The 25,227-nt window shown below is 41.6% G+C and carries 18 protein-coding genes and 1 tRNA gene; 10 read left to right on the top strand and 9 right to left on the bottom strand.

Annotated elements, in window-relative coordinates; genetic code table 11:
- Positions 1-679: 679 nt before the first annotated feature.
- From GLP24_RS15895 to GLP24_RS15905, 3 genes are all read left to right on the top strand, one after another.
- Positions 680-871, top strand: coding sequence for a hypothetical protein (locus tag GLP24_RS15895; RefSeq protein ID WP_232578186.1), 192 nt, complete (start codon positions 680-682; stop codon positions 869-871).
- Positions 872-943: 72 nt separating this feature from the next.
- Positions 944-1,924 carry a sugar-binding transcriptional regulator gene (locus GLP24_RS15900; RefSeq protein ID WP_232616242.1) on the top strand — a complete coding sequence of 327 codons (981 nt, stop codon included), beginning with the start codon at positions 944-946 and terminating at the stop codon, positions 1,922-1,924.
- 107 nt (positions 1,925-2,031) lie between these two features.
- A tRNA-Sec gene (locus tag GLP24_RS15905) sits at positions 2,032-2,126 on the top strand.
- 16 nt (positions 2,127-2,142) lie between these two features.
- Here GLP24_RS15905 and selB read toward each other — a convergent pair.
- The 5 genes from selB to fdnG all read right to left on the bottom strand — a co-directional run bounded on the left by selB (position 2,143) and on the right by fdnG (position 9,600).
- The gene (selB, locus tag GLP24_RS15910; RefSeq protein ID WP_232616243.1) at positions 2,143-4,065 is read right to left on the bottom strand and encodes a selenocysteine-specific translation elongation factor; all 1,923 of its coding nucleotides are present in this window, start codon (positions 4,063-4,065) and stop codon (positions 2,143-2,145) included.
- A gap of 17 nt (positions 4,066-4,082) precedes the next feature.
- Positions 4,083-4,973 carry a formate dehydrogenase accessory protein FdhE gene (gene fdhE, locus GLP24_RS15915; protein ID WP_232616244.1) on the bottom strand — a complete coding sequence of 297 codons (891 nt, stop codon included), beginning with the start codon at positions 4,971-4,973 and terminating at the stop codon, positions 4,083-4,085.
- Positions 4,974-5,074: 101 nt separating this feature from the next.
- Positions 5,075-5,710 (bottom strand): formate dehydrogenase subunit gamma, encoded by a 636-nt coding sequence (locus GLP24_RS15920; protein WP_101770323.1) that lies wholly within the window; start codon positions 5,708-5,710, stop codon positions 5,075-5,077.
- Positions 5,707-6,582 carry a formate dehydrogenase subunit beta gene (fdxH, locus tag GLP24_RS15925; RefSeq protein WP_101770322.1) on the bottom strand — a complete coding sequence of 292 codons (876 nt, stop codon included), beginning with the start codon at positions 6,580-6,582 and terminating at the stop codon, positions 5,707-5,709. Before fdxH ends, GLP24_RS15920 begins: the two co-directional genes overlap by 4 nt.
- Before the next feature lie 3 nt (positions 6,583-6,585).
- Positions 6,586-9,600, bottom strand: a complete 3,015-nt coding sequence (gene fdnG / locus GLP24_RS15930) for a formate dehydrogenase-N subunit alpha (RefSeq protein WP_144043194.1) — start codon at positions 9,598-9,600, stop codon at positions 6,586-6,588.
- Between the two features lie 907 nt (positions 9,601-10,507).
- Here fdnG and mepA point away from each other — a divergent pair.
- Positions 10,508-11,344 carry a penicillin-insensitive murein endopeptidase gene (gene mepA, locus GLP24_RS15935; RefSeq protein WP_232616245.1) on the top strand — a complete coding sequence of 279 codons (837 nt, stop codon included), beginning with the start codon at positions 10,508-10,510 and terminating at the stop codon, positions 11,342-11,344.
- A gap of 92 nt (positions 11,345-11,436) precedes the next feature.
- Here the strand turns inward: mepA and GLP24_RS15940 are convergent, their stop codons facing one another.
- Both GLP24_RS15940 and trhP read right to left on the bottom strand, forming a co-directional pair.
- A complete protein-coding gene (locus tag GLP24_RS15940) occupies positions 11,437-11,691 on the bottom strand; it encodes a YfhL family 4Fe-4S dicluster ferredoxin (protein WP_045037164.1) in 255 nt (84 codons plus the stop codon).
- A gap of 5 nt (positions 11,692-11,696) precedes the next feature.
- Positions 11,697-13,085, bottom strand: coding sequence for a prephenate-dependent tRNA uridine(34) hydroxylase TrhP (gene trhP / locus GLP24_RS15945; protein WP_101770318.1), 1,389 nt, complete (start codon positions 13,083-13,085; stop codon positions 11,697-11,699).
- Between the two features lie 318 nt (positions 13,086-13,403).
- On the opposite strand from trhP, the gene GLP24_RS15950 reads away from it, so the two are divergent.
- Entirely contained in the window at positions 13,404-14,903 is a 1,500-nt protein-coding gene (locus GLP24_RS15950; RefSeq protein ID WP_232616246.1) for a permease, read from the top strand.
- Positions 14,904-15,037: 134 nt separating this feature from the next.
- Here GLP24_RS15950 and rdgC read toward each other — a convergent pair whose 3' ends face one another.
- Positions 15,038-15,949, bottom strand: a complete 912-nt coding sequence (gene rdgC / locus GLP24_RS15955) for a recombination-associated protein RdgC (RefSeq protein ID WP_181314830.1) — start codon at positions 15,947-15,949, stop codon at positions 15,038-15,040.
- Positions 15,950-16,075: 126 nt separating this feature from the next.
- Positions 16,076-16,561, bottom strand: coding sequence for a VOC family protein (locus tag GLP24_RS15960; protein WP_232616247.1), 486 nt, complete (start codon positions 16,559-16,561; stop codon positions 16,076-16,078).
- Positions 16,562-16,771: 210 nt separating this feature from the next.
- Between GLP24_RS15960 and GLP24_RS15965 the strand changes: the two genes are divergently transcribed.
- The 5 genes from GLP24_RS15965 to GLP24_RS15985 all read left to right on the top strand — a co-directional run bounded on the left by GLP24_RS15965 (position 16,772) and on the right by GLP24_RS15985 (position 25,198).
- A complete protein-coding gene (locus GLP24_RS15965) occupies positions 16,772-18,004 on the top strand; it encodes an exonuclease SbcCD subunit D C-terminal domain-containing protein (protein ID WP_232616248.1) in 1,233 nt (410 codons plus the stop codon).
- A gap of 17 nt (positions 18,005-18,021) precedes the next feature.
- Positions 18,022-21,819 (top strand): AAA family ATPase, encoded by a 3,798-nt coding sequence (locus GLP24_RS15970; RefSeq protein ID WP_232616249.1) that lies wholly within the window; start codon positions 18,022-18,024, stop codon positions 21,817-21,819.
- 178 nt (positions 21,820-21,997) lie between these two features.
- Positions 21,998-22,687 (top strand): phosphate regulon transcriptional regulator PhoB, encoded by a 690-nt coding sequence (gene phoB / locus GLP24_RS15975; protein ID WP_045037157.1) that lies wholly within the window; start codon positions 21,998-22,000, stop codon positions 22,685-22,687.
- Between the two features lie 152 nt (positions 22,688-22,839).
- Positions 22,840-24,168, top strand: a complete 1,329-nt coding sequence (phoR, locus tag GLP24_RS15980; protein ID WP_232616250.1) for a phosphate regulon sensor histidine kinase PhoR — start codon at positions 22,840-22,842, stop codon at positions 24,166-24,168.
- Positions 24,169-24,193: 25 nt separating this feature from the next.
- Entirely contained in the window at positions 24,194-25,198 is a 1,005-nt protein-coding gene (locus GLP24_RS15985; RefSeq protein WP_407951512.1) for a PstS family phosphate ABC transporter substrate-binding protein, read from the top strand.
- The last annotated feature ends 29 nt before the right edge of the window (positions 25,199-25,227 follow it).

Raw genomic sequence — 25,227 nt, forward strand, 5'->3', positions numbered from 1 at the left:
CGTTGTAGTTCAGTTGGTTAACTTTCTATTGGGAAGCTTAGCGGCCTATCACGCCGAGGGTCGTGCTGATGTTCGGAATGGTAAATCCCGTCCACTTCACATTTTTAGAAAGAAACCTGAATCTAACGATTCAGGTTTTTTTCGTCTGTAGAAAATAGTAACGATAGCGTGGTAGTTCAGTTGGTTAACTTTCTATTGGGAAGCTTAGCGGCCTATCACGCCGAGGGTCGTGCTGATGTTCGGAATGGTAAATCCCGTCTACTTCACATTTTTAGAAAGAAACCTGAATCTAACGATTCAGGTTTCTTTTCGTCTGTAGGAAATAGTAACGATAGCGTTGTAGTTCAGTTGGTTAACTTTCTATTGGGAAGCTTAGCGGCCTATCACGCCGAGGGTCGTGCTGATGTTCGGAATGGTAAATCCCGTCCATTTCACATTTTTAAAAAGAAGCCTGAATCTAACGATACAGGTTTTTTTTCGTTTGTAGAAAATGATAACAATCGCGCAGGTTATTATCCGTCATCTCGGAAGGGAGGCACGAGCTATCCGTGATCTACTTATCACGTGTTTGAGCATTAAAGACACCAATAAAAAATCAACTAAAACAGCAGTAAAAACAATAACTCTACAACGTGCGGATAATAGATTCCCTATCTCGTTCGTAATTTCGCTGTAGGAAATGACGGTCGTTATAAATAGGAAGCTTAGCGGTCTGTCATGGTTATTATTAGATGGTAATGATCGCGCTAATGCTCTGGTTGTAATGTTAGCGATGCCAAGTCCCGTCCACTTCACATTATTGAAGAAGCCTGAATTGAAAGATTCAGGTTTTCAACGTTGTACACGATCAGATAAAACTGGATATACGTAATAACCTCTCGATTTTTATTCGGCAGTGTTAGAATAGGTTTTTGATTTAGCGCCCTATATAAAGGACTAAGTGATGAGCAGTTTGAATAATGATAATAATCACGCTGAGAATGATCAGCTGACTGAAATTGCTATTGCCTATTATCAAGAAGGTGCTACGCAAGAAGAAATATCACAACGTTTTGGGATGTCTCGCGCCAAAATTGGCCGTTTACTTCGTCGCGCACGAGAAGAAGGTGTGGTTGAAATTACGGTTAAATACCATCCGGTGTTTAGTGAAAAGCTTGAACAACAGTTAATTGAACGATTTAAGTTGAAGCGAGCGCTGATTGCGTTAGATCAACCTGATGATGAAACTCAACGTCAACAAGTTGCGAGCTTAGTTTCTGGTTATCTGGCGGCGACATTATCGGATGATATGGTGGTGGCGGTTGGGCAAGGACGAAATATTGCTTCAATAGCGAATCATGTTGGCGTTGTGCCACATCGGAATTGTCGTTTTGTGTGCGGGATTGGTGGTACGCATCGTTCTGGTAATGCGATTAATGCCGATCATATTTGTCGTCAACTTGCGAAAAAATATGATGGTATCAGTGAAACACTCTATGCACCGGCTTATGTTGAAGACATTATGGTTAAAGAGGCATTCATGAACAACGGTACGGTTAAAGAAACGTTGGATCGTGCCCGTCGCGCTGATGTCGCTTTAGTGGGTGTTGGTGATATGAATGAAAATAGCCACATGGTGAAATTAGGTTGGTTCACGCCTCAAGAAATAGTCGAAGCACGGATTCGAAAAGGGGTTGTGGGGGATATTGCTGGCTATGATTTTTTTGATAGCCAAGGTAAGCAAGCTGATACCATGATGAGCGATCGAGTGATTGGTTTAACGATGGATGAATTACGTCATATTCCGACCGTGGTAGTAACTGCGGCTGAAAACAGTAAAGCATTAGCCTTATTAGGTGCGTTGCGATCAGGCGTTGTAGATGTACTTGCAACCAGTGTTAGCAATGCATTGACGATTCTTAATCTTGATCAACAGATGAAATAGATGTTTATTTAATCATTTGATCTATAAAAGAAACCGCTATCATAATTGAATGTAGATAGCGGTTGCGCATTATACCTTAAAGCAATAAAATACAGATTCAAAATAAAGGAAGAACGTCGTATCCGGTGATGCGTCCGGATTTCAAATCCGGGTAGGGCTGCCAGCAGTCCTGGGTAGGTTCGACTCCTATGTTCTTCCGCCACTTCCCTGTTTTATCCTTAATCTTGTAATAAATCCTGATCTTTTAATTCGCGATAATTAAATTTACGCTTAGTAAAACCAATCTTATCAAAATACTCTAATAACTGAATCGCAACCTTACGTCCTAATTGACTGATATCTCGAAATTCTGCGGTTTCTAACTTTTGATGTTGAGAGGTATGTTGGCGTACGGCGGTTGCCATATTTACTAGATAGTGATGACTGACATAGCGATCTTTCACTATGGCGGCAATATAACTTAATTGCGCTAATTTATAGCTGAGTTTACGTATATTCTCTTCATTCTCACCCATTTCTGCTGCAAGATCGCGTATCCACCATGGTTGAGAATGGGTTGCCATTAATTGCTCTATTTGATGCCAACAGTGTAATTCTGGCTGTGTTAGCTGTAATTGATGCGCCGCTAAATGTAGCCATCCTCGAGTATTTGCTAACAGTTGCTGGTTGAGTAATTGGTCGATAATCGCATTAAAAATAACCTGTGGCTGATTAAGTGCCACCATGCGGTATAACCGATCTTTACCAATACCAAGAGTATCTTGAGCTTGTTGATGATATTGCTCTAGTGTGGCGATAATGTGCTGTTGTAAATCCTGCTGATAACTGACATAACAAAGATAATCACCGTATTGGTTAATCGTCGTATTTGTTGCTAATAGGTGATTTATAACATCAGTTTTGCATTGATGCTGTTCAAGCAGTTGTTGGCGTGATTGGGGGGCATGTTGGAGCTTAAAGGCAATAATATCATTGAGCGAATTGAGACTTGCACGTTGATTAAGATACTCAAGTCGCAGCGGTGTTCGTTTGCCACGATTAGGCGGTAGTAAGTCAATCACCATCGCACTGCCAAGATTGATTTTCTGGGCGGGATCGCGCAGTAATAATCGGTCTTGTTCCGTTAAACACAATGGCGTATCAAGGGTAATTTCAGCAAGGGCAGTCTCACCTTGTGCTAATTGTTTATCTTCTAATAATGCAATGCGAGCTGTGGTGTGAGTTGCTGCATGGAAAACTTGAATATTTTGCCAGTGTTTAATCAAATGGTTGGCGGTTAATTTAACCGTGATCCGTTTGATTATGGTTGTTGGTGCTGTTTGTAATAACCAATCGCCACGGTTTAAGTTGGCTTTATTAATGTCACCACTAATATTAAGCGCAACCCGTTGGTTTGCCGTCGCAGATTCCGTTGCCTGTCCCTGAGCATGAATACTTTTTATTCGTACTATTTGTGGTTGGCTATGGCCTTTTTTAAGGTTGCTATGGCTAACTAAGCACAGGCTATCACCAACGTTAATTTGACCGTTTAACGCGGTTCCCGTTACGACTAAACCGGATCCTTTAACGTGAAAGGCGCGGTCGATAGCGAGTTTGAAATTTAGCGTATTATCATGTTGTTGTTCATTGTCAGCAAGATCAATCAGGTGTTGTTTAAGTTCATCAATACCGTCATTTGTGTGCGCAGAACAATGAAAAATAGTCGCTTGAGTAAAGCCATATTGAAACAATAATTGGCTTAATGTTGCTTCGAGTTGCTGTTGTTGCTCAACGGTTGTGAGGTCAGATTTTGTGATCACCACCGTTAGACTATCCATGGCGAGTAAGCGCAAAATAGTCAGGTGTTCATCGCTTTGCGGCATCATGCCTTCATCACCCGCCACAACCAGCATTGCATGATGGGCGGTGCCAACGCCTGCGAGCATATTGGATAGGAATTTTTCATGGCCGGGTACGTCAATAAAACCTAACCGTTGTGGTTGGTTAGATTTTGTTGAGTGATACGGCATAAACGCATAGCCTAAATCAATAGTCAGCCCGCGTTGTTGCTCTTCTGGTAGTCGATCGGCATTGATCCCAGTAAGGGCTTGTAATAGTTTTGTTTTACCATGATCGACATGGCCAGCTGTAGCAATAATCATAGCGTTACTCTAGAGCGTTATTGAGCGAGAGGCAGTAAGAAAGGGTTGAAGCCGCTGCGATAGAATTCCATTTGACCTAGTTTTTGATCAAGTACCAGGGTCGCAAGATCATCAGCAATAGGATCTAATTGTGGGTTCTTCTCTAGTACCAACATTTTTAAATAGCTTTGACAATGGCCGCAGGTTTCAGCACGGACGCTATCTTCTAGTGATTCACTTTGTAATTGAATATTTTCGCCATCACCACATTGGGTACATTCAGCGCGTAGTCGATGCCATTCAGTTTCACATTGGCTGCAATGTAAGTAACGATGACCACTGCCTTGAATTAAACTGGCTACAGGTGCACCGCCACAAAGTGGACAATGTGATTGTTTGGTATTTGCTTCTGGCTGCCACTCTAATTGGGTATTAGTCACAATTAAGCTCATTAGCGTATTGATGCAACCCCAAAGAATAATCGCAATATCGGCAGGTACGCGCTCTGGTTGATTTTGCTGTAAAGCATGAAAGTAATGCTGCAATGTTTGTTGATCAATTTGACTCAGATTATCGATAACTTTAACGATATCATCGCTAACAATAGGGCGTAGTGCTGACGTTAATTGGGTTAGCATTGGGTCTAAAATAGCTTGCCAGGTGCTGTCTATTTCAATGGGCCATGTTAGCGTTTTAGTTTGTAATTGCTGTTGGACGGCGCTATTAAATGTTTCAACCAAATGTACTTGTTGCTGTACGATTTGACCTGCTAATAAAAGATAATCTGCCATAAAAGAATCTTGTGCCAACTGACGTAAACGTGCAGCGCGGGCATGAAAAATGGTTGCAGGTTGACCAATAATTAACGGATTAAAACCATCACTTTTTTGTTTAATAATAGTGTCTTTATCTAAAATTTTAACGCTCATGCAGGTATCCAATTATAAGAATACCAACCACGGTAAACCGAGGTTGGTATAGAAATAAAGAATGGATAAACAACGTGGTTTATCCATTCGAGAGCTAGTTGTTAGTGTTGGTCTTTGTTGCTAGATAGCGAACGGAACCAGCGTGGGTGATGTTTCTTTGCCCAAGCGGGAGAAACCTTACCTTCTAACATGCCATCAATTGAGCCTTTTACCCAATACGCCATGTAAACATGAACAATTAAGCTCAAAGCAAATACAAGGGCTGTGATTGAGTGAACAATTAATGCTATACGTATGACATCAATGCTGAAGTAAGCTGAAAAGTAAGCGCGCCATGCAATCAGACCCGTTACTAGCAACAATACCGCACAGGCAATAAATTGACGAAGGAGCATTTTTTGTCCCGCGTTATATTGACCTGCTTCTGGTACGTTTTCTTCATTTTCAGTTAGTACGTCTTTTACTTTTAGCATCCATTGGAGATCACCTTTTTCAAAGTGGTTATGGCTCCAATAACGAGAAACTAAAAAGCATAAGCCAACTGTCATCACAATTGCACCAAATGGGTGCAAAATACGCGCAAGCTGTGGTGAACCATAGACATAGCTAAGGAAGTGTAAAGGGGCAAACATAAAAGATAAGCCAGACAATAAAGTCCAGATACCTGCTAATGCAACAGTCCAATGCACAACACGATTTAAAGGCTTATGACGTAAAATTGTTTTATTCAAACTCATTTCTCATCTCCTTCGTCTTCAGCAACACGACTACGACCAACAGTGACTCGGTGAATAGCAGCAAGGGCTAAAGTACCGACTAAACCAACAGCAGCAAGTGGCTTGAGATCATCTTTCCATAATTTCACTGTTTCGCTGATTTTAGGATCTTTAGGTAGATCATAACGTTCAGGATCAGTGATATCGTGTAGAACATAAATCACATGCGTACCGCCAACACCTTGTGGGTTGTAGACACCTGCTTTTTTATGGCCTTTAGCTTGCAATGCAGCAACACGTTGATTGGCATATTCAAGAATTTCTTCACGAGGGCCAAAGCGTAATGCACCTGTTGGACAGGTTTTTGCACATGATGGCACTTGACCTGCCTGAAGGCGATCAAGACATAGCGTACATTTGTAAACGCGGTTATCAACAGGGTTCATACGCGGAATATCAAATGGGCAGCCTGCGATACAGTAACCGCAACCAACACATTTTTCCGAGTTGAAATCGACAACGCCGTTTTCATATTGCACGATAGCGCCAGGTTCTGGGCACGCTTTTAAACAGCCAGGATCAGAACAGTGCATGCAGCTATGTTTGCTGAAGAGCCACTTGAACTTGTTATCTTCTTCAATTTCTTTGAAGTGGATAGTGGTCCACGTTTCAGCTGTAGTATTAGGCGGATTTTGGTAAGAGCCTTCAAAGGTTCCTACTTTGCCGCGTAAATTATTCCATTCGCTACACGCATCCATACAGCCTTTACAGCCGGTACAGCAAGTGACATCAATGAGCTTAGTCACTTGAATTTGACGTTTACGCGCATCAGGTGATGGAGTAAGCGACGATGTAGCAGAACTACGAATGATATTCTGTGATTCCATACCCATGGCTTACTTCACCTTCTCTACGTTAACCAAAAATGCCTTGTATTCAGGTGTTTGTGAGTTAGCATCACCAACACTTGGCGATAACGTATTCGCAAGGTAACCTGGCTTAGTATCACCTTCGTAACCCCAGTGAATTGGGATACCGACAGTGTGAACTGCTTGGCCATTAACATGCAGTGGCGTAATACGTTTCGAGACATAAGCTTTAGCGATAATAGAGCCACGCTTAGATGTTACTCGAATCATATCGGCATTCTTAATGCCTTTTTCTTCCGCAAGACCAACGCCGATCTCTACAAATTGTTCAGGCTGTAATACAGCATTAAAATGAGAGTGACTGGTCCATGTATGGAAGTGTTCAGTTAAGCGATAAGTGGTACCCACAAATGGGTAATCCTCTTTAGTGCCTAGCTGAGCCGCATCATCTTTAAATAAACGTGCCGCTGGGTTTGAAATCACATTTTTATGTAATGGGTTAGTACCAATCGGTGTTTCAAACGGTTCGTAGTGCTCAGGGAACGGACCTTCAGCCATTTTATCAAGGGCAAACAGACGACCTACGCCTTCAGGTTGCATGATAAATGGGCTCGCATTTTTTGCTGGTGGTAATTTAGCATTAAAGTCAGGTACATCTGGGCCAACCCATTTGTCACCATTCCACTCAACTAAGACGCGTGATTTATCCCATGGTGTTCCATCAGGACGTGTTGAAGCACGGTTATACAATACACGACGGTTTGCAGGCCATGACCATGCCCAGTTAGGTGCAAGACCTAAACCTGAAGGATCGCTGTTATCACGACGTGCAGTTTGGTTACCGGCTTCTGTCCAACTACCTGTGTATAACCAGCACGCAGAATTGGTCGAACCATCAGCTTTTAGTTTGCTAAAGCTAGATAGTTGCTTACCGTTAGCATCTTTACCGTTAAGTTCTTTGCATAGCTCTTTGGTATTTGGTGCAGCAGGGATCGCATAGTTCCAATCAAGAGATAGGATAGGATCAGGATATGTGCCGCCTTCTTGTTGATACATATCGCGCATCTTCAAGAAAATACCCGCTAAGATCTCGGCATCACCTTTTGCTTCTCCTGGCATATCAGCTGCTTTCCAGTGCCACTGTAACCAGCGCGCTGAACTTACGATAGTGCCATCTTCTTCCGCAAAACATGCACAAGGCAAACGGAATACTTCAGTGTCAATGCTTGCAGTATCAACTTCATTAACGTTAGGTTTATTCTGCCAAAACGTAGAGGTTTCAGTGACAAGAGGATCGACAACTACTAAGTATTTCAACTTAGACAAAGAGTCTAATGTTTTTTGTTTGTTAGACATTGAAGCGACAGGGTTGAAACCTTGACAGATATAGCCATTCATTTTGCCTTTGTTCATCATTTCGAACACGCGCAATATGTCGTAGCTTTGATCCCATTTTGGCATCATGTCGTAGCCAAAGTTATTTTCAGCTGTCGCACTTTTACCGTAGAAAGACTTCAGTAATGATACGAAGAATGCAGGGTAATGCTGCCAATAGTTAGTTTGATCCGCTTCAAGTGCCGCTGGAGTGTGGTGCTTAAGGTGAGTCGCTAAATCAACATCTTTATCAGATGGCAATTTTAAGTAACCAGGTAAACTTTGTGCTAACAGACCAAGGTCAGTAATACCTTGAATATTAGAGTGACCACGCAGGGCGTTAACGCCACCGCCAGCCATACCCATATTACCTAGTAGTAACTGAATCATTGCCATACAACGGATATTTTCAGCGCCTTTAGAGTGCTGAGTCCAGCCCGTTGCATACAAGATAGTGGCAACACGGTTATCCGCAGCAGTACTACCAAGTGCTTTACAGATGTGATCAAACATATCAACAGGCGTACCGGTGATATTAGAAACAACATCTGGAGTGTAACGAGCAACGTGATCTTTAAGTAAGTTCCATACACAGCGAGGATGTTGTAGAGACTCATCCTTTAATGCATAGCCTTGATCGTCAAGTTGGTAGAACCAGCTGCTACGATCATACTGACGTTTCTCTGCATCATAGCCAGAGAATAGACCATCGTGGAATGCATAGTCGTCACGCACAATAAAGCTAGCGTTGGTGTATGCTTTAACATACTCATGATTCACTTGGCTGCTTGCAATTAGGTAGCGAATAGCACCTAAAAGGAAAGCAATATCAGCACCAGAACGGATCGGTGCATAGTGATCAGCCACTGCTGCTGTACGCGTGAAACGTGGATCAACTACAATGATTTCAGCGTTATTATTTTTTTGAGCTTCAATCGCCCAGCGGAAGCCTACAGGGTGTGCTTCTGCTGCGTTACCGCCCATAACAAGAATAAGGTTGGCATTTTTGATATCAACCCAGTTGTTTGTCATCGCGCCGCGGCCAAATGTTGGAGCAAGACTTGCTACCGTTGGACCGTGTCAAACACGCGCTTGAGTATCTACAGGAACCATGCCTAAACCACGGGCAAATTTCTGAGTTAACCAACCGTTTTCATTGCTTTCCGCTGAGGCACAAAGCATGCCTGTTGTTAGCCAGCGGTTAACTGTGGTGCCTTCGTCATTGGTTTTTACCAAGTTAGCATCACGGTCTTGTTTCATTAGTTTAGCGATACGGCTAAAGGCTTCGTCCCATGTTAGACGCTGCCATTTATCTGAGCCAGGAGCACGGTATTCTGGGAATTTCAAACGTTGTTCGCTGTTAACAAAACCAGCTAGGCCCGCACCTTTAGGACATAATGCACCACGGCTTACTGGATGATCGGGATCACCTTCAACGTGGAACACTTTTTGTTTAATATTACCGCCAGTAGCACCTGTGCTGTATAGCAATGTGCCACAGCCAACTGAACAATAAGAACACGTATTACGCGTTTCTTTGGCTGCGGTTAATTTAAAGTCACGGGCTTGTGCCCATGCTTTTTGTGAAACTGTGGCAAGCGAAGCAATTGTTGTTGTTGCTACAGCCCCCGCGCACAATTTAAATAATTGACGTCTACTTATATTCAATCTTAAAAGACCTTATTAGAAATAAAGAAGAGGGTGAAATCTACAATGTTATTATATGAGTAAATATAAAATCGTCAAATTTTGCTATTAGCGATAAAATTATAAAAAATAGGGCGGTAATATAAATAACTATTCACTGTCATTAATAACTATTCACTGTCATTAATAACTAATGATAATGAATAGTATGATGATGGTAATTTCAATCAAAATTACTGTGAGCTTATTATGTAGTAATAATCATTTTCATTTACTTATGTTACTATCTTATTATATTTGTTCATGTTTTATTTTTAATGGTAAATATATTTATATAATGTATGACAAATAAATAGATTACTTTTCAATTGAATGTAAGCCATGGTTATAAAGGATTCCTTTGCTTTTGCGTTCTTCTCTGAAGCTAAAAAAGAAATATCAATAAGTTGTTTTTTTATTTATAAACAAGTCGTTATGATTTTATCTGTTTTTTTATTTATAGGTGTCCAGTGTTTTTTTATTAGGTGAATAACGAGATAGTGTTAAATTAATGATATAAATTAATAATTATCGGCATTAAGCTGCAATCTTAAGTATCATATTTAGAGTATTAGAATGTCATTTAATCGGTAAGGTTAGGTTAAGTATATTTAATAATGATCTTCTATTTTATAAAATCATGGTGATTGAAGTATAAAAAAGCCGTTATATAATATTTTAAAAATAAGTGGTGATCTTTATTTGTTTCTTTAAGAACCTATCAAAGACTTAAAAATAAAAAGTGAATGACGGTAGGGAAATTTGAATGGATATTATTTTTCTCATTATTATAAATTAAAATAATGGTAGATTTTTTAGTGGATGAATTTTGCATCGTTACAAGGTTGCGTTATCATTGTATGACAGCAAATAAAAAGGAAGAGTTAATGTGTTAAGGACGATAATAACGGGTTTAATGCTCGCTTGTATAAGTCAGAGCGTAATGGCAACACCATGGGAAAAAGTAAAAAATCCAAGTCAGGGTGATTCTAGTTCGATTGGCTCATATGCTAATGGATGTCTTGCTGGTGGTGAGCGTTTACCGCTGCAAGGTGATGGCTACCAAGTAATACGTTCTGAGCGTGGACGTTATTATGGTAATAGTGAAATGATTGTTTTTTTGCAGCAATTGATGAAGCAATCACAGCAACTGAAAATTGGTAATGTATTGGTGGGTGATATTGCAATGCCGCGTGGCGGTCGGTTCTCATCCGGTCATGCAAGTCATCAAACCGGACTTGATGCTGATATTTGGTTGCGTATACCTGAAAAGCCATTATCACCACAAGCACTAAAAACAGTTTCAGCACTGCCGATGGTGGATGTGAAAAATTATAAAATCATCGAAAAAAACTGGAGTATGAAGCAAGCACAGTTAATTCAACTTGCTGCCAGTGATGATCGTGTTTCACGTATTTTTGTCCATCCGGTGATCAAACAACAGTTATGTAAAACGCAGTGGAAACAACGTGATTGGCTGCGTAAAGTTCGACCTTGGTTTGGTCATTACTACCATTTTCATGTGCGGTTAAAATGCCCTGAAGGAAGTACGACATGTAAGCCTCAAACACCGCCGCCAGCAGGTGATGGCTGTGGTACTGAGCTTGCCTCATGGTCACCAAATTATAAAGCACCAGTGAAGATTGAGTCTGTTATAAAAGTAAAACCTAAGCCAAAACAGGTAAAAGTATTACCTCCTATGTGTACGATGGTTTTAAAAAGTTAGTTTTCTGATGGCGATATAGATCGATCATCAAATAAAAAAGCGCCGCCCAGTTAACTGAGCGGCGCTTTTTTTAGAGGGTTTATTACTGAGGACTAAGCAAGGCCTTGCAGCGTAACAAACTTATCAAGCAGTTCATCATCTGATTCAATATGCTCAGGATCAGTAATAATGCAATTGGTGATAGGACAAACAGACTGACACGTCGGTTTATCATAATGCCCTTTACATTCTGTGCAGCGATCAGGATTAATTTCGTAAAATTCATCCCCCATGGTGATTGCTTCATTGGGGCATTCAGGATCACACATATCACAGTTAATGCATTTAGTTGTAATGAGCAGTGCCATCGTGCTTATTTACCGTCTTTAGGTGCGTGTGGGTTACGGGTATCTTCACCGTTATTCAAATTACGCATTAATAAACCAAAACTTAGATCCATATCTGATGGCATTGGAATAAACACAAAGTGGCCATTACCTTTTGCATCATCAATCACTTCTGATTTACGGTTTTCCATGGTTTCGAGTTTGAAGACAACGTTACCTTGTGGTGTCATTACTTCTAGGCTATCACCGACAATGAACTTGTTTTTCACATCAACTTCAGCAAGGTCGCCACGGCGTTTACCTGTAAATTCACCGACAAATTGTTGGGAATCTGAAATTGAGTAACCGTAATCATAATTTTGGTAAGCATCATGGGTATGACGACGAAGGAAACCTTCAGTGTAACCACGGTGCGCTAGGCTTTCTAATGTGCCTAGTAGTGAATCGTCAAATGGCTTACCAGCAACCGCATCATCAATCGCTTTACGGTAAACTTGCGCAGTACGTGCACAGTAATAGAAAGACTTAGTACGACCTTCAATTTTCAGTGAATGTACGCCCATTTTAGTTAGACGCTCAACATGTTGTACTGCACGAAGATCTTTAGAGTTCATGATGTAAGTACCATGCTCATCTTCAAATGCCGCCATTTTTTCTTCAGGACGGTGAGATTCGCTTAGTAATACAACATCATCAATCGGCTTACCAAGACCTAATGTATTATTTGGACGCTCTTCAATTTCTTGAATTTGGATGGCGTCTTTAGCTTCAACGATTTGACCTGAATCGTTCTCAACTGCTTTTTCTACTTTGTATTCCCAACGGCATGAGTTAGTGCACGTGCCTTGGTTTGGATCGCGTTTGTTGATGTAACCAGATAACAAACAACGGCCAGAATACGCCATGCAAAGAGCACCATGAACAAAGATTTCTAGTTCTGTATCAGGACAGTGCTCACGAATCTCTTCGATTTCTTCTAGTGATAATTCACGAGAAAGAATGACACGCTCAACACCCTGAGTTGACCAAAATTTAACGGTCGCCCAGTTAACAGCATTAGCTTGTACTGATAGGTGAATGACTACTTCAGGAAATGCTTCACGAACCATCATGATCAAACCAGGATCTGACATGATAAGTGCGTCAGGGCCCATCTCTACAATCGGCTTTAAGTCACGAATAAAGGTTTTAAGCTTAGAGTTATGCGGTTGAATATTACAAACCACATACAGCTTTTTACCTTGTGCGTGTGCTTCATCGATACCAATTTTCAGGTTATCTAGATTGAATTCATTGTTACGAACGCGAAGGCTGTAACGAGGTTGGCCTGCATAGACAGCATCTGCACCATAAGCAAAGGCGTAACGCATGTTTTTAAGGCTACCGGCTGGAGATAGTAATTCTGGTTTAAACATTGTTTAGTTCTCTTAGATGTCTGATTCCAAATCAGCCTATAACACCTAGTGCTATAGGGAGGAGGCGAGATTCTACTTTTTTCATTCCCACATTGCCAATTTTCTTGAAAATAATGATTATCCACGGCAATTGATATCGGTATAGAAATCAATTTAGCGAGATTCTCAGTGGTAATTGTTAAAAATAATCTATTAATTAATGTACTAAAATACATACTTAGTATGCATTAAATACATTAGTTATATTTTAGGGCAACATGTGCTAACTGTTTGCACAATGTTGCTACTAGTTAATGATGGCATATTAAGAAGGTATATATGATAGGGCAAGATATTGGTGGGTTGGTTATCCATTTGTTTTCTACATTTGGAAATATGGTTTGGCAAATTTTTTGGCCATTAGCATTCGGCTTAATGTTGTCGTCATGGATTCGTAATTTATTACCCGTATCGAGTGTAGTAAAACATTTAGGTAAAACGACCGTAGTGAGTCTTGGCTTTACTACCTTTTTAGGCATGGTGTCGTCATCATGTTCATATGCTGCGGCGTCACTATCTCATACGTTACTGACTAAAAAAGCGACGGTTGCTAACGCAATGGCATTTTTAGTTTCAAGCACTAACTTGATTATAGAAATGTTCATTGTCTTAGTTGCGTTGATGGGCTGGACGTTTTTCTGGGGTGAAGTCATTGGTGGTTTAATTTTAATTGCGACCGCTGGATTTTTATTTAGTCGATTTTATCCAAAAGATGTTGAACAAGAGTTACGCCAACATCTTTTAGACGCCCAACCGCAAAAAGCAAGTTGCGGCATGGATATGTCTGAAATGAGCGGTGATCACAGCGACTGCGGCATGGACATGTCTAAGATGAAGTCTGACGACAGTGACTGCGGCATGGATATGTCGAAGATGAAGTCTGATGACAGTGACTGTGGCATGGACATGTCGAAGATGAAAGCTGACGACAGTGACTGTGGCATGGATATGTCTAAGATGAAGTCTGACGACAGCGACTGCGGAATGGATATGTCGAAGATGAAAGCTGACGACAGTGATTGCGGCATGGACATGTCTAAGATGAAGTCTGATGACAGTGACTGCGGCATGGATATGTCTAAGATGAAAGCTGACGACAGCGACATGGATATGTCAAGCATGAAGTCTGGCGATCATTCTGCAATGAAGATGAATATGGTGGCTGAGCCTCAATCTGCCACCATGGAAAAAATCACCAAGTCTGCGGGTTTCTTCCAAATGGATATTGCCATGATTGGTAAAGAAATCCTGATCGGGGTGGTGGTATCTTCTATTTTAATTGCATTAATGCCTCAAGATGGTTGGCGCGATCTGTTTATTAGTAATGATGCTGGCTTACCTGTGTGGTTACATTCTTTCTTAGATGTGATCATTGGTATTTTTGTGGCAATGGTTGCGTATGTTTGTTCTGTGGGTAATCTGATTTTAGCGGCAGCATTGTGGCATGGTGGTATTTCATTTGGTGGCGTGATTGGTTTCATTTTATCGGATGTGTTAACCATTCCAATGATCCGTGTTTACCAAAAATACTACGGTAAACGTCCAACGAAATGGATGGTTGGATTGTTATTCGTTTCTATCTTGTTTACAGGTTTGTGTGTTGATGCGATCTTTAATGGCTTTGGTTGGGTTACAACTGACCAAACAGCACGTGCATTAAATCAATCAGGCTTTGGTTTGAACTTCACCACCGTGATGAATCTTATCTTTATTCCTGTTTCTATTTGGTATTACCGTTTAGGTAAAAAAGCCAATGCAAGTATGGGAATGAGTATGTAGCGCGGATAGACGTTTATAACGAACAGTTTATCAGTAAGTAGCAAAAGAGCCGTCATGTGCTAACACGTGACGGCTCTTTTTGTTATTCAAGCAATGCTTATATGACGTAAAGCCACATGCCGAAAACCGAGGAATTAACCTTTGTTTTCTAAGCCGCCGATAACATCAAATAGGTTGGGTAAAAATGCAGAGAACTCGCCGCCCATTAATGACAGGTCAGCATCAATGCGTTGTGCCATATCTTCACGGTCGATATCTTCGTTTTGATCTTTTAATTCATCAGAGAATTTAAGACGTTTAACGGTTAAGTCATCCGCTAGAATGAAATCAATACGGTCTTGCCAATTAAGTGCCAGTTTAGTGACCACTTTATTCGCTTCAATGTGCGCTAAAATCTCATCACAATTTAAATCTTGCTGCTTACAACGGATCACGCCACCGTCTTCTTCAATCGCTTTAAATTCAGCTTCCTCACCAATAGTAAAACCTTGTGGTGATTGGTTGCTGCGAACCCATTCTGTTAGGGTTAATGCTAATGGTTTTTCAGGCACAACCGGAACAACAGGTAAGCTACCGATAGATTTACGTAATAATGCTAATACATCTTCAGCTTTTTTGTAGCTACCCGCATCAACCACAATGAAGCCTAATTTAGGCATGATTAATGCGTAAGTTTGGTGTTGACGACTGAATGCGCGTGGTAATAAATCCATCACGATTTCGTCTTTGAGGCTGTCTTTCTCAGTCTTTTTCAGTTTACGACCAAGATCTTTTTCCTGCATATCAATTTTGTTGTTCAATGATTCTTTGATCACTGATGCAGGCAGCATTTTTTCTTCTTTGCGCGCACAAATTAAAATATTGTCACCAGAAACATGGGTAAACATATCACCATGTTTGCCCAGTGCATGCGCCCAGCCAAACTTTTGAATGTCTTGGCTACCACAAGGTGTAAAGCGGAATTCTTCCAGCTGTTTTTCTATTTGGTCTGCATTTAAGTCAATCTCACGCGTAAAACGGTAAGTCAGTATATTTTTAAACCACATCATGCTAGTCACACTTTTTAGGGGAAACAGTTGGGGATCTATCTTAACCTAACCACCGAAAATTACTAAGTAGCGTTTGTGATTGTTGGTCGGATTGGCGATCACCAACCCTTATCTTAAAAAATATTATTCATACTTTGTGGAGTAAGTCTCTTCATAAGTATGTGAGTACAGCTCAAACAAGTTACCAAAAGGGTCTTCTAAATAAACCATTTGGGATGTGTTGCTGTCATCTTCAGGGTGGTAGCGCATGATATCCATACGAACCTTACCGCCATATTGTTCAGTTCGGGCTATAACACCATGAAAATCATCAGTTTGAAGGCAGAAGTGAAAAATGCCGATGCGAGAGAAATCAACCTCATGACGCTGTTGACGGTCTTTCATTTCAAACAGCTCAAAGCCGATACCGTCTTTGGTTAATAGATGGGCAATATTAAAGCCTTTAAAGTCCTTACCAAAAACTGCGATACACATGCGACCAATGGCGGTTTCACGCTCTTCGGTAACTTTGGTATTACCCATCACAATATCAAGACCCAGCGCTTTAGTATAAAACTCAACCGCGGTATCCATGTCGCCAACCATTATACCGACGTGATTCATTTTCATAATTTACTCCAAATTAAAGTGATTAATTCGTAACTTTTCTCGATGGGGTAATACTATGCTAAGCCTTAAATAATATAAAATTATCAATATTTATTAAAATAATAACATTTTGTTATGACGGTTGTTTATGAATCATCAAAACTCTGTGTAGTTGAGGGTTCACACGGTACAATCTGATGATTATTTCTGGCCTGGTAGTGTTATCCCATTATGAAAATTATCCATACCTCTGATTGGCATCTTGGCCATCAATTACATGGCTATAGCCGTGCAACGGAACATCAAGCATTTTTAGATTGGCTTGCTGATACCCTTGAGCAACAACAAGCGGATGCCTTATTAGTGGCAGGGGATATTTTTGATACTGCTAATCCAGCCGCCAGTGCATGGGAAATGTTGTATCGTTTCTTAGCCCGATTAGCGAAAACATTGCCGAAGCTTGATGTGGTAATGATCGGTGGCAACCATGATTCACCCAGTAAACTCGATGCGCCACAAGCGTTGTTAAAAGCGTTTAATTTGCATTTAGTTGGTGGTATTCATCGGCTAGATAATGGCGAATTAGATTGCGATCGAATGTTAGTACCATTAACCAATGCCGATGGTGAACAAGCGGCATGGGTGCTCGCGGTGCCATTTTTACGCAGCGCTGATTTACGCACTGAAAATTTAGCTGAAACAGATGATCGCCTCATTAAAGGGGTTGAAGTGTTGTATGCCGAAATGACCGCCGTTGCTCGTGAGCGTAAACAACCTCAACAAGCGTTAATCGGTATGGGCCACGCGTATATGGCGTCAGGAAAAATTTCTGAGATGTCAGAGCGACGGGTATTAGGGGGGAATCAGCATGCGCTACCGGCGACTATTTTTGCCGATGATGTTAGCTATGTTGCCCTTGGACATTTGCATTTAGCCCAAAAAGTTGCCAAGCAAGAACATGTGCGTTATTGCGGCTCACCGATTCCATTATCAATGGCTGAGCGTAATTATAGCCATCAAATCGTGGCGGTTGAATTAGACGGTACTGACGTTATTAATATTGAGCCAATCACCATTCCTCGAAGTGTTGATATGCTAAAAGTACCAACCAAACCTGCGCCATTAGATGAAGTATTAGTGGCACTTAAAGCGTTATCTGATGATGAGCTTCCTCGTGAGCAACAACCATTTTTAGAGGTGCATGTACTGCTTGATAAGCCCCAAGCTCTGTTACGTGAAAAAGTGTTGCAAGCATTAGAAGGTAAATCGGTACGGTTGGCTAAAATCACCCCGCATTATCAACACGTCGAACAGCAACAAGGCTTGCAGCACCAACGGTTATCTGAGGTGTCACCGCAACAAGTATTTTCTCTGAGTTGGAATAAAAAATACGATGGTGAACCTGATGCTGCGATGACTGCCGCTTTTGAAAGCTTATTAGTGCAAGTTGAAGAACAACAATAATAATAGAGAATAATAAAATGAAAATACTTGCACTGCGTGGTGAAAATTTAGCGAGTTTACAAACCAAATTTGAGATTGATTTTGCTGGTGGACGCTTAGGCGAAGCGGGCTTATTTGCGATCACGGGTAAAACAGGCGCGGGTAAATCAACTTTACTCGATGCGATTTGTTTAGCGTTATACGATCGTATTCCTCGTCTGCAATCTAATAAAAAAAATGATGCTGAAATCGGGCGTGATGATGACGATAATCGCATTAAAGCCAACGATGTGCGCAGTATTTTATCGCGCGGTAAAGCTGAGGGTTTTGCTGAGGTAGATTTTATTGCTAACGATGGTTCGCATTGGCGTACCCATTGGCAAGTGCGTCGTGCTCGTGGTCGTGCTGAAGGTAAAATGCAAGCCGCTGAACAATGGTTAGAGAATATTGAAACGGGGCAACGTTTTGCGGGTAAAAAACAAGAGTTACAAGCTGAAATAGAACGCTTAATTGGGTTGAGTTTTGATCAATTCCGTCGCGCAGTGATGTTACCTCAAGGTGAGTTTGCGGCATTTTTAAAAGCGGGTGCTGATGAACGTGCCACGTTACTTGAACGAATGACGGGCGGTGAAATTTACGGTCGGTTATCGATGGCGGCTTATAAGCGTTCGGCTGAGGAAAAACAAAAGCTGGCTCAGTTACAAGATAAGCTTGGCGATGTGGCCTTATTAAGTGATGAACAAAAATTGGCATTAAATAGCCAGTTAGAGATTGTACGTCAACAAGTTAATACTCAACAGCAACAGCTTGAGCAATTAAAACAGCATCAGGATGTCATGCTAACCGCGTCAAAGTTACAGCTGCGTATTGCTGTGGGTGAACAACAGTTACAACAAGCTGAGTTCATTCAACAACAAGCAGCGCCGCGTTATATAGAGTTGCAACAATACGAACAAGCCTTGCCTGCCCGTGGTGATTTCAGCTTATTAGTACAAGCAAAACAGCAACTGATTAAGTGGACGGCAACAGAGCAACAAAGCAGCGCTACCTTAAAAGAAAATCACCAACAGCAAGCGCAATTGCAAGCAAGTACTGAGCAATGCCAACAGTTACTGACTCAAAAACAACAGTCGTTTAATGCGCTAGAACCAAAATTAAAGCAAGCAGCCACCATTGAACAACAACGTCATGGCTTACAGTTGCAACGCGATGAGTTACAACTGCAAATTTCACAGTTAACCAACGCGTTAGCGCTTAACCGTGAGCAATTATTAAAGCAGCAACAGCAACAACAAACCTCACAACAACAGTATCAACAGCTGGTGGTTGAGTTAGAGACAACGCAAGCGGTGAAAGCATTAGCCGAACAGCATAACGCGATCAAAGATAACGTTAACCAATTTCAGCAAGCACAAACCGATATTGCTCAACTGCAAGCAGATATCAAACAACGTCAAATAACATTAACCACAACCACTCAACAACAAGCTGACTTAGAACAACAGCTGTCAGGTTTCGTGGCACAACAGCAACAGTTAACAGCACAAGTTGTTGCGCATGATCTTGTTCAATTAGAACAAATACAAGATCAACAACGTCAAGATTATAGTGCTTATCAACAGTGTAATAGCCAATTAAAAGACAGTTTATATGGCTTAGATAAGTGGCATGGGCAGCTACAGCAACGTGATAAATTGCAGTTACAACAGCAAGCGTTAGGGGTAACGATCACCAATAATCAGCACCGTTTAACCGCACTAGCCCCCGAATTATTACAATTAGACGCGCAACATAAAGAAGTTGATCATCAATTGACTCAAAGTCGCGCGGTGATGAACCTAACTGATTATCGTGAGCAATTGATTGAGGGCGCAGCGTGTCCGTTATGTGGTGCGCTTGAACATCCATACCAGCAACATAATCCGCAAGTTGCCACCATTATTAGTCAGCAACAGCAGCGATTGCAGCAGCTAGCCCAACAATTGCAAGATGCCTATGCCGATCAGCGTCAACTGACTCAAACCATCACGCAAGATCAACACACCCAAACCGAATTAGCGCAAGAGATTGATGGGCTTAATGCGAATATTCAAACATTAGTCAGTCAGCAACAATGTCATTGGTCTGATTTAATGGCGCTTGATCTTGATGCGATAATGTTGGCTGAAATTCGCTTATCCGCCGTCAGTGATGTGGCTCAACTGGCACATTATCAAGCCAATTGGTCACAAGCACAGGATGATGCGATAGCACAAATGCAGACCATTAAAACCCAAGGCGAGCAGCGTAAAAAACTGATCACCGAGGTTAAACAGCAACAGCAACAGTTGCTGCAATTAGGTCATCAACAAGCTGAGATCAAAGAGACCTACCATCAACTGTCACAACAACAAACGCAAGCGCAAGAACAGCAAAAAGCGTTAGTGTCACAATGTGAAAGCCAACAAAAAGTCTACGAACAAAGACAACAAGCATTGAATGCAATTTACGGAAATGATGCGTGGCTAACAGTATTATCTCAGCAAGGTAAAAATAGTTTTATCGCCGAACTTGAGCAACAAATAGCACAATATCAAACCAATGTTAGCCAACAACAGCAACTTGAAAAACAGTTGGCTGAACGTGCTCCCGTATTAGCTCAGTTAATCAGTGGGGTTGAGCATAGCGAGCAGCAGTTACAGACGATGACCAATAAAGATCATCAATTAACGCAACAACAAACGCTATATTGGCAACAACGGCTTGATCTCATTGGTGAGCAATCGTTAGATGTCATTGAACATAAAGCCAAAGCTGAGCTTGAATACCAGCAACAACAATTACAACAACAGCAAACTCGGCTTAATCAGTTAGCCGAAGCGATGGCGGCAAATGAAGCGCACCATCAACATGCTCAACAGCAATTGGTTGAAGCCAATCAAGCTCAGCAACAGTTACAACAAACATGGGGTAATTGGCTAGAAAAATCAGCCCTGACTGAACCTGAATTGACCGCGTTATTGAGTAAAGATGATGCATGGTTGCACCAACAACGGGCTGAGCTTAAACAGATCGAACAGGCATTATCTGCTTGCCAAACAGTATTAAAAGAGCGTCAGCAAGCAGATGCTGATCACCAGCCAATGGTTGAATTAGCGACAGGTTGGTTTACTACTCATGACATCAGCAATGATGTGAGTTCACAACAGCAAACCATGACGGAATGGCTTGCTCAAAAACAGCACTGTGATGATCAGGTTTTTCAATTACGTCAGCAATTAGTCCATGCCGAGCAAGCGGAACAACAGGCTGGGGATTTACGCTCTGCGTTAGCGACACAACAAACCCAAACCGAACTCTGGCTACAAATGAATGAGTTGATCGGTTCTGCAACAGGCAATAAGTTCCGTACCTTGGCACAAGGGCTAACCTTACAACAATTGGTGTTAGCAGCGAACGAACATTTGCAAGATTTAGCCCCACGTTATGCGCTACAACCTGTACCTGGCAGCCCGTTAGCGTTACAAGTTATTGACCATGATATGGGCGATGAAGTGCGCAGTGTAGAATCGCTTTCTGGTGGCGAAAGTTTCTTGGTGTCGTTGTCATTAGCGTTGGCATTAGCCTCCCTTGCGGCTGATACGCGCCAGCTCGGTTCACTGTTTATTGATGAAGGTTTTGGTACGCTTGATCCTGAGAGTTTAGAGATGGCATTAGCCTGCTTAGATGCTTTGCAAGCGGATGGGCGTCAGATTGGGGTTATCTCGCATGTTAGCACCTTAGTTGAGCGAATTGGTGTGCAAGTTGCGGTTGAAGCCATAGGCGGTGGACGTAGCCAAATTATCATAAAAGGGTAATTATATTGCCATTAAGTGTTGGGTTATTTTTGTTGTAGAATCAAATAGAAAACGTATTTTAAGCGATTGTTATTGATTCTATTAAAATCATCTTTATCTGAAAAAGTCACAAAAGTGTCATAATGAACACACATAATGATGCATGTCAGAGAAAACAAACGACTAGGTAGATTTTATTATGGCAAGACGGATTCTTGTAGTAGAAGACGAAGCACCGATTCGCGAAATGTTGTGTTTTGTCCTAGAGCAAAATGGATATCAAGCAATAGAAGCTGAAGATTACGATAGTGCATTAGAAAAAATGTGTGAGCCGTATCCTGAGTTGATCTTAATGGATTGGATGTTACCTGGAGGCTCTGGCATTAACTTGATTAAGCATTTCAAGCGTGATGAATTGACTCGCCAAATTCCAGTGGTGATGCTAACCGCCCGTGGTGAAGAAGAAGATAAAGTACGTGGTCTTGAAGTGGGTGCAGATGATTACATCACTAAACCGTTTTCACCTAAAGAGTTAATGGCACGTTTGAAAGCCGTTATGCGTCGCGCTTCACCAACGGCTTTAGATGATGTGATTGACGTTCAAGGATTGAAATTAGATCCCGTTTCACATCGCGTAACCTCAGCCGATGAGCCACTCGACATGGGTCCGACTGAGTTTAAGATGTTGCACTTTTTTATGACTCACCAAGAGCGCGTTTATAGCCGTGAGCAACTGTTGAACAATGTGTGGGGCACCAATGTTTACGTTGAAGATCGCACTGTTGATGTCCATATTCGTCGCTTACGTAAAGCACTTGAGAATGATGGTCACGATAAGATGATTCAAACGGTTCGTGGGGCGGGATACCGTTTTTCAACTCGCATGTAAATATTCCATTGTGCTTATCAGCCGTGGCAAACTCGTTACCTTCATTATTATCATGCGCCTATGATAGCAATGAAGGTTGTGTTGGTTTTATCGAATAGAAAAATAGCGTAACGGAACCACTGTATTACTCCGTTGCTGTTAGGAGTAAACATGTGGAAAGATTGACATGGAAAAAATTGGTTGGGGAGCTAATATTATTTTATCTACCTTGGCTTATACTTGGCGTTATTTTTGGCTACTTACCGTGGTTTTTATTGATCGCGAGTTGGATCCAACTTGGGTGGCATTTTCATAATCAACTTAAAATGTCGAATTGGTTATGGAAAGATCGTAGCTTAACGCCGCCTTCTGGCTCTGGCAGTTGGGAGCCGCTATTTAATGGTATTTATCGCTTACAACAGCGTAATCGCCGCCGCCGCAAAGAACTAACTACCTTAATTCGTCGTTTCCGTAATGGTGCAGAATCATTGCCCGATGCGGTGGTGGTGTTTCGTAGCGAAGGTAATATTGTGTGGTGCAACAAATTAGCCCAACAATTATTAGGTTTGCGCTGGCCTGATGATAGCGGTCAACCTATCAGTAATTTGTTACGCAGCCCCGATTTTGTACGCTACCTTTCTCGTCAAGCTTTTGATACCCCATTAGAAATAACCTCACCGATGAACTATGACCGTACTCTAGAATTACGGATCATGCGCTACACCGAGGGTGAATATCTGATGGCAGTGCGCGATGTGTCACAGTTAAAACAACTGGAAGGCATGCGCCGTAATTTCTTTGCCAATGTGTCCCATGAACTACGCACCCCAATGACTGTCTTGCAAGGGTATCTTGAAATGGCACAAGATCCTGAAATGCTAATGGGACCAATGTGGGATCGCGCTCATGGCGTGATGACCGAACAATTAGCGCGTATGAATGCGCTGGTTGAGCAGTTATTAACGTTATCTAAAATTGAAGCTGCACCGACGATTGAACTAGAAGAAATGGTCGATGTGCCTGCAATGCTGGATATTTTAGAAAAAGAAGCCATGTCGCTCAGTAGTAATAAAGATCAGTCATTTACCTTTGAGGTGGATAACAGCTTAAAAGTCTTTGGCGATAATGATCAACTCCGCAGTGCCATTTCAAACTTGGTTTATAACGCGGTTAAACATACCCCCAATGATGCCGCTATTCATGTGCGTTGGTATCGCTCACCAACAGGACCTCGATTAGAAGTGACTGATAGTGGTGAAGGTATTGAGGCGCAACATATTCACCGTTTAACGGAACGTTTTTACCGAGTTGATAAAGCCCGTTCTCGTGAAACTGGCGGCAGTGGTTTAGGGCTCGCCATTGTTAAGCATGCACTCAGTCACCACGACGCACATCTAGAAATAGAGAGCGAGATTGATAAGGGCAGCACCTTCTCATTCACGTTGCCAAGTCGATTAGTGGTTGATACTGCATTGCCACATACCGCGGCTAATGATCACTAATAAAAGGTAAGGATACCTAATGCTAATGTCACCACTAATAAAAATGATCACCACAACCATGAGCGCGCTTAGTGTGTGGAGTTTGATGGCATTAGCCCCCGTTATGGCAGCGACGACCTCGATAGCCGAGGTCGATACTCAGTTACAATCTTATTCTAAAGTGAGCGGAATTTCGGGTAATTTATCGTCGGTGGGATCGGATACGCTAGCTAACTTAATGACCTACTGGACAGAGGCTTTTAAACGTCAATATCCAAACGTTAATATTCAAATTCAAGCATCTGGTTCATCAACAGCACCGACTGCGCTGGTGGAAGCGACGGCACAATTAGGGCCAATGAGTCGCTTAATGAAAACCAAAGAAGTTGAAGCATTTGAAAAAGAATACGGCTATAAACCAACCGCAATTAAAGTGGCGGTGGATGCGTTAGCCGTGTTTGTGCATGAAGATAACCCGCTTAAAGGCATCAATTTTGAGCAGCTAGATGCAATATATTCGCGTACCTTACGTTGTGGTGCATTAGTACCTATTACTCAATGGGGACAACTAGGCTTACCCAATAGTTGGCAGCAGCGTAATATTCAATTATTTGGTCGTAACTCAGTATCAGGCACCTATGGTGATTTTAAAAAGCGCGCTTTATGTCGTGGCGATTTTCGTAATAACGTTAATGAACAACCGGGCTCAGCTTCAGTAGTGCAGTCTGTTTCGACCTCGCTTAATGCGATTGGTTATTCAGGTATTGGCTATAAGACCACGGGGATCCGTGCTATTCCTGTTGCCCGTGAAGGCTCTGATTATGTTGAAGCCACGGTAGAGAATTCTATCAACGGTAATTATCCACTATCACGCTATTTGTATTTATATATCAACAAACACCCCAATAAAGCTTTAGCACCGATGGAGCAAGAATTCTTACGCTTTATTTTATCCAGTGATGGTCAGAATATAGTGCAAAAAGACGGTTATATTCCATTACCTGTTGCGATTGTGAATGAAAACATGATGAAGTTGGGGCTGAAAGATTGAGGTTGGTGTTAAGGCTACTGATGAGTTTT

This window comes from Photobacterium carnosum (genome assembly GCF_021236965.1).
Classification (GTDB): Bacteria; Pseudomonadota; Gammaproteobacteria; order Enterobacterales; family Vibrionaceae; genus Photobacterium; species Photobacterium carnosum.

Excerpts from the sequence above, each read along its gene's own strand:
- GLP24_RS15895 (WP_232578186.1), top strand. The coding sequence starts at position 680 with ATGACGGTCGTTATAAATAGGAAGCTTAGCGGTCTGTCATGGTTATTA.
- GLP24_RS15900 (WP_232616242.1), top strand. The coding sequence starts at position 944 with ATGAGCAGTTTGAATAATGATAATAATCACGCTGAGAATGATCAGCTG.
- selB (WP_232616243.1), bottom strand. The coding sequence starts at position 4,065 with ATGATTATTGCTACAGCTGGCCATGTCGATCATGGTAAAACAAAACTA.
- fdhE (WP_232616244.1), bottom strand. The coding sequence starts at position 4,973 with ATGAGCGTTAAAATTTTAGATAAAGACACTATTATTAAACAAAAAAGT.
- GLP24_RS15920 (WP_101770323.1), bottom strand. The coding sequence starts at position 5,710 with ATGAGTTTGAATAAAACAATTTTACGTCATAAGCCTTTAAATCGTGTT.
- fdxH (WP_101770322.1), bottom strand. The coding sequence starts at position 6,582 with ATGGGTATGGAATCACAGAATATCATTCGTAGTTCTGCTACATCGTCG.
- GLP24_RS15940 (WP_045037164.1), bottom strand. The coding sequence starts at position 11,691 with ATGGCACTGCTCATTACAACTAAATGCATTAACTGTGATATGTGTGAT.
- trhP (WP_101770318.1), bottom strand. The coding sequence starts at position 13,085 with ATGTTTAAACCAGAATTACTATCTCCAGCCGGTAGCCTTAAAAACATG.
- GLP24_RS15950 (WP_232616246.1), top strand. The coding sequence starts at position 13,404 with ATGATAGGGCAAGATATTGGTGGGTTGGTTATCCATTTGTTTTCTACA.
- rdgC (WP_181314830.1), bottom strand. The coding sequence starts at position 15,949 with ATGTGGTTTAAAAATATACTGACTTACCGTTTTACGCGTGAGATTGAC.
- GLP24_RS15960 (WP_232616247.1), bottom strand. The coding sequence starts at position 16,561 with ATGAAAATGAATCACGTCGGTATAATGGTTGGCGACATGGATACCGCG.
- GLP24_RS15965 (WP_232616248.1), top strand. The coding sequence starts at position 16,772 with ATGAAAATTATCCATACCTCTGATTGGCATCTTGGCCATCAATTACAT.
- GLP24_RS15970 (WP_232616249.1), top strand. The coding sequence starts at position 18,022 with ATGAAAATACTTGCACTGCGTGGTGAAAATTTAGCGAGTTTACAAACC.
- phoB (WP_045037157.1), top strand. The coding sequence starts at position 21,998 with ATGGCAAGACGGATTCTTGTAGTAGAAGACGAAGCACCGATTCGCGAA.
- GLP24_RS15985 (WP_407951512.1), top strand. The coding sequence starts at position 24,194 with ATGTCACCACTAATAAAAATGATCACCACAACCATGAGCGCGCTTAGT.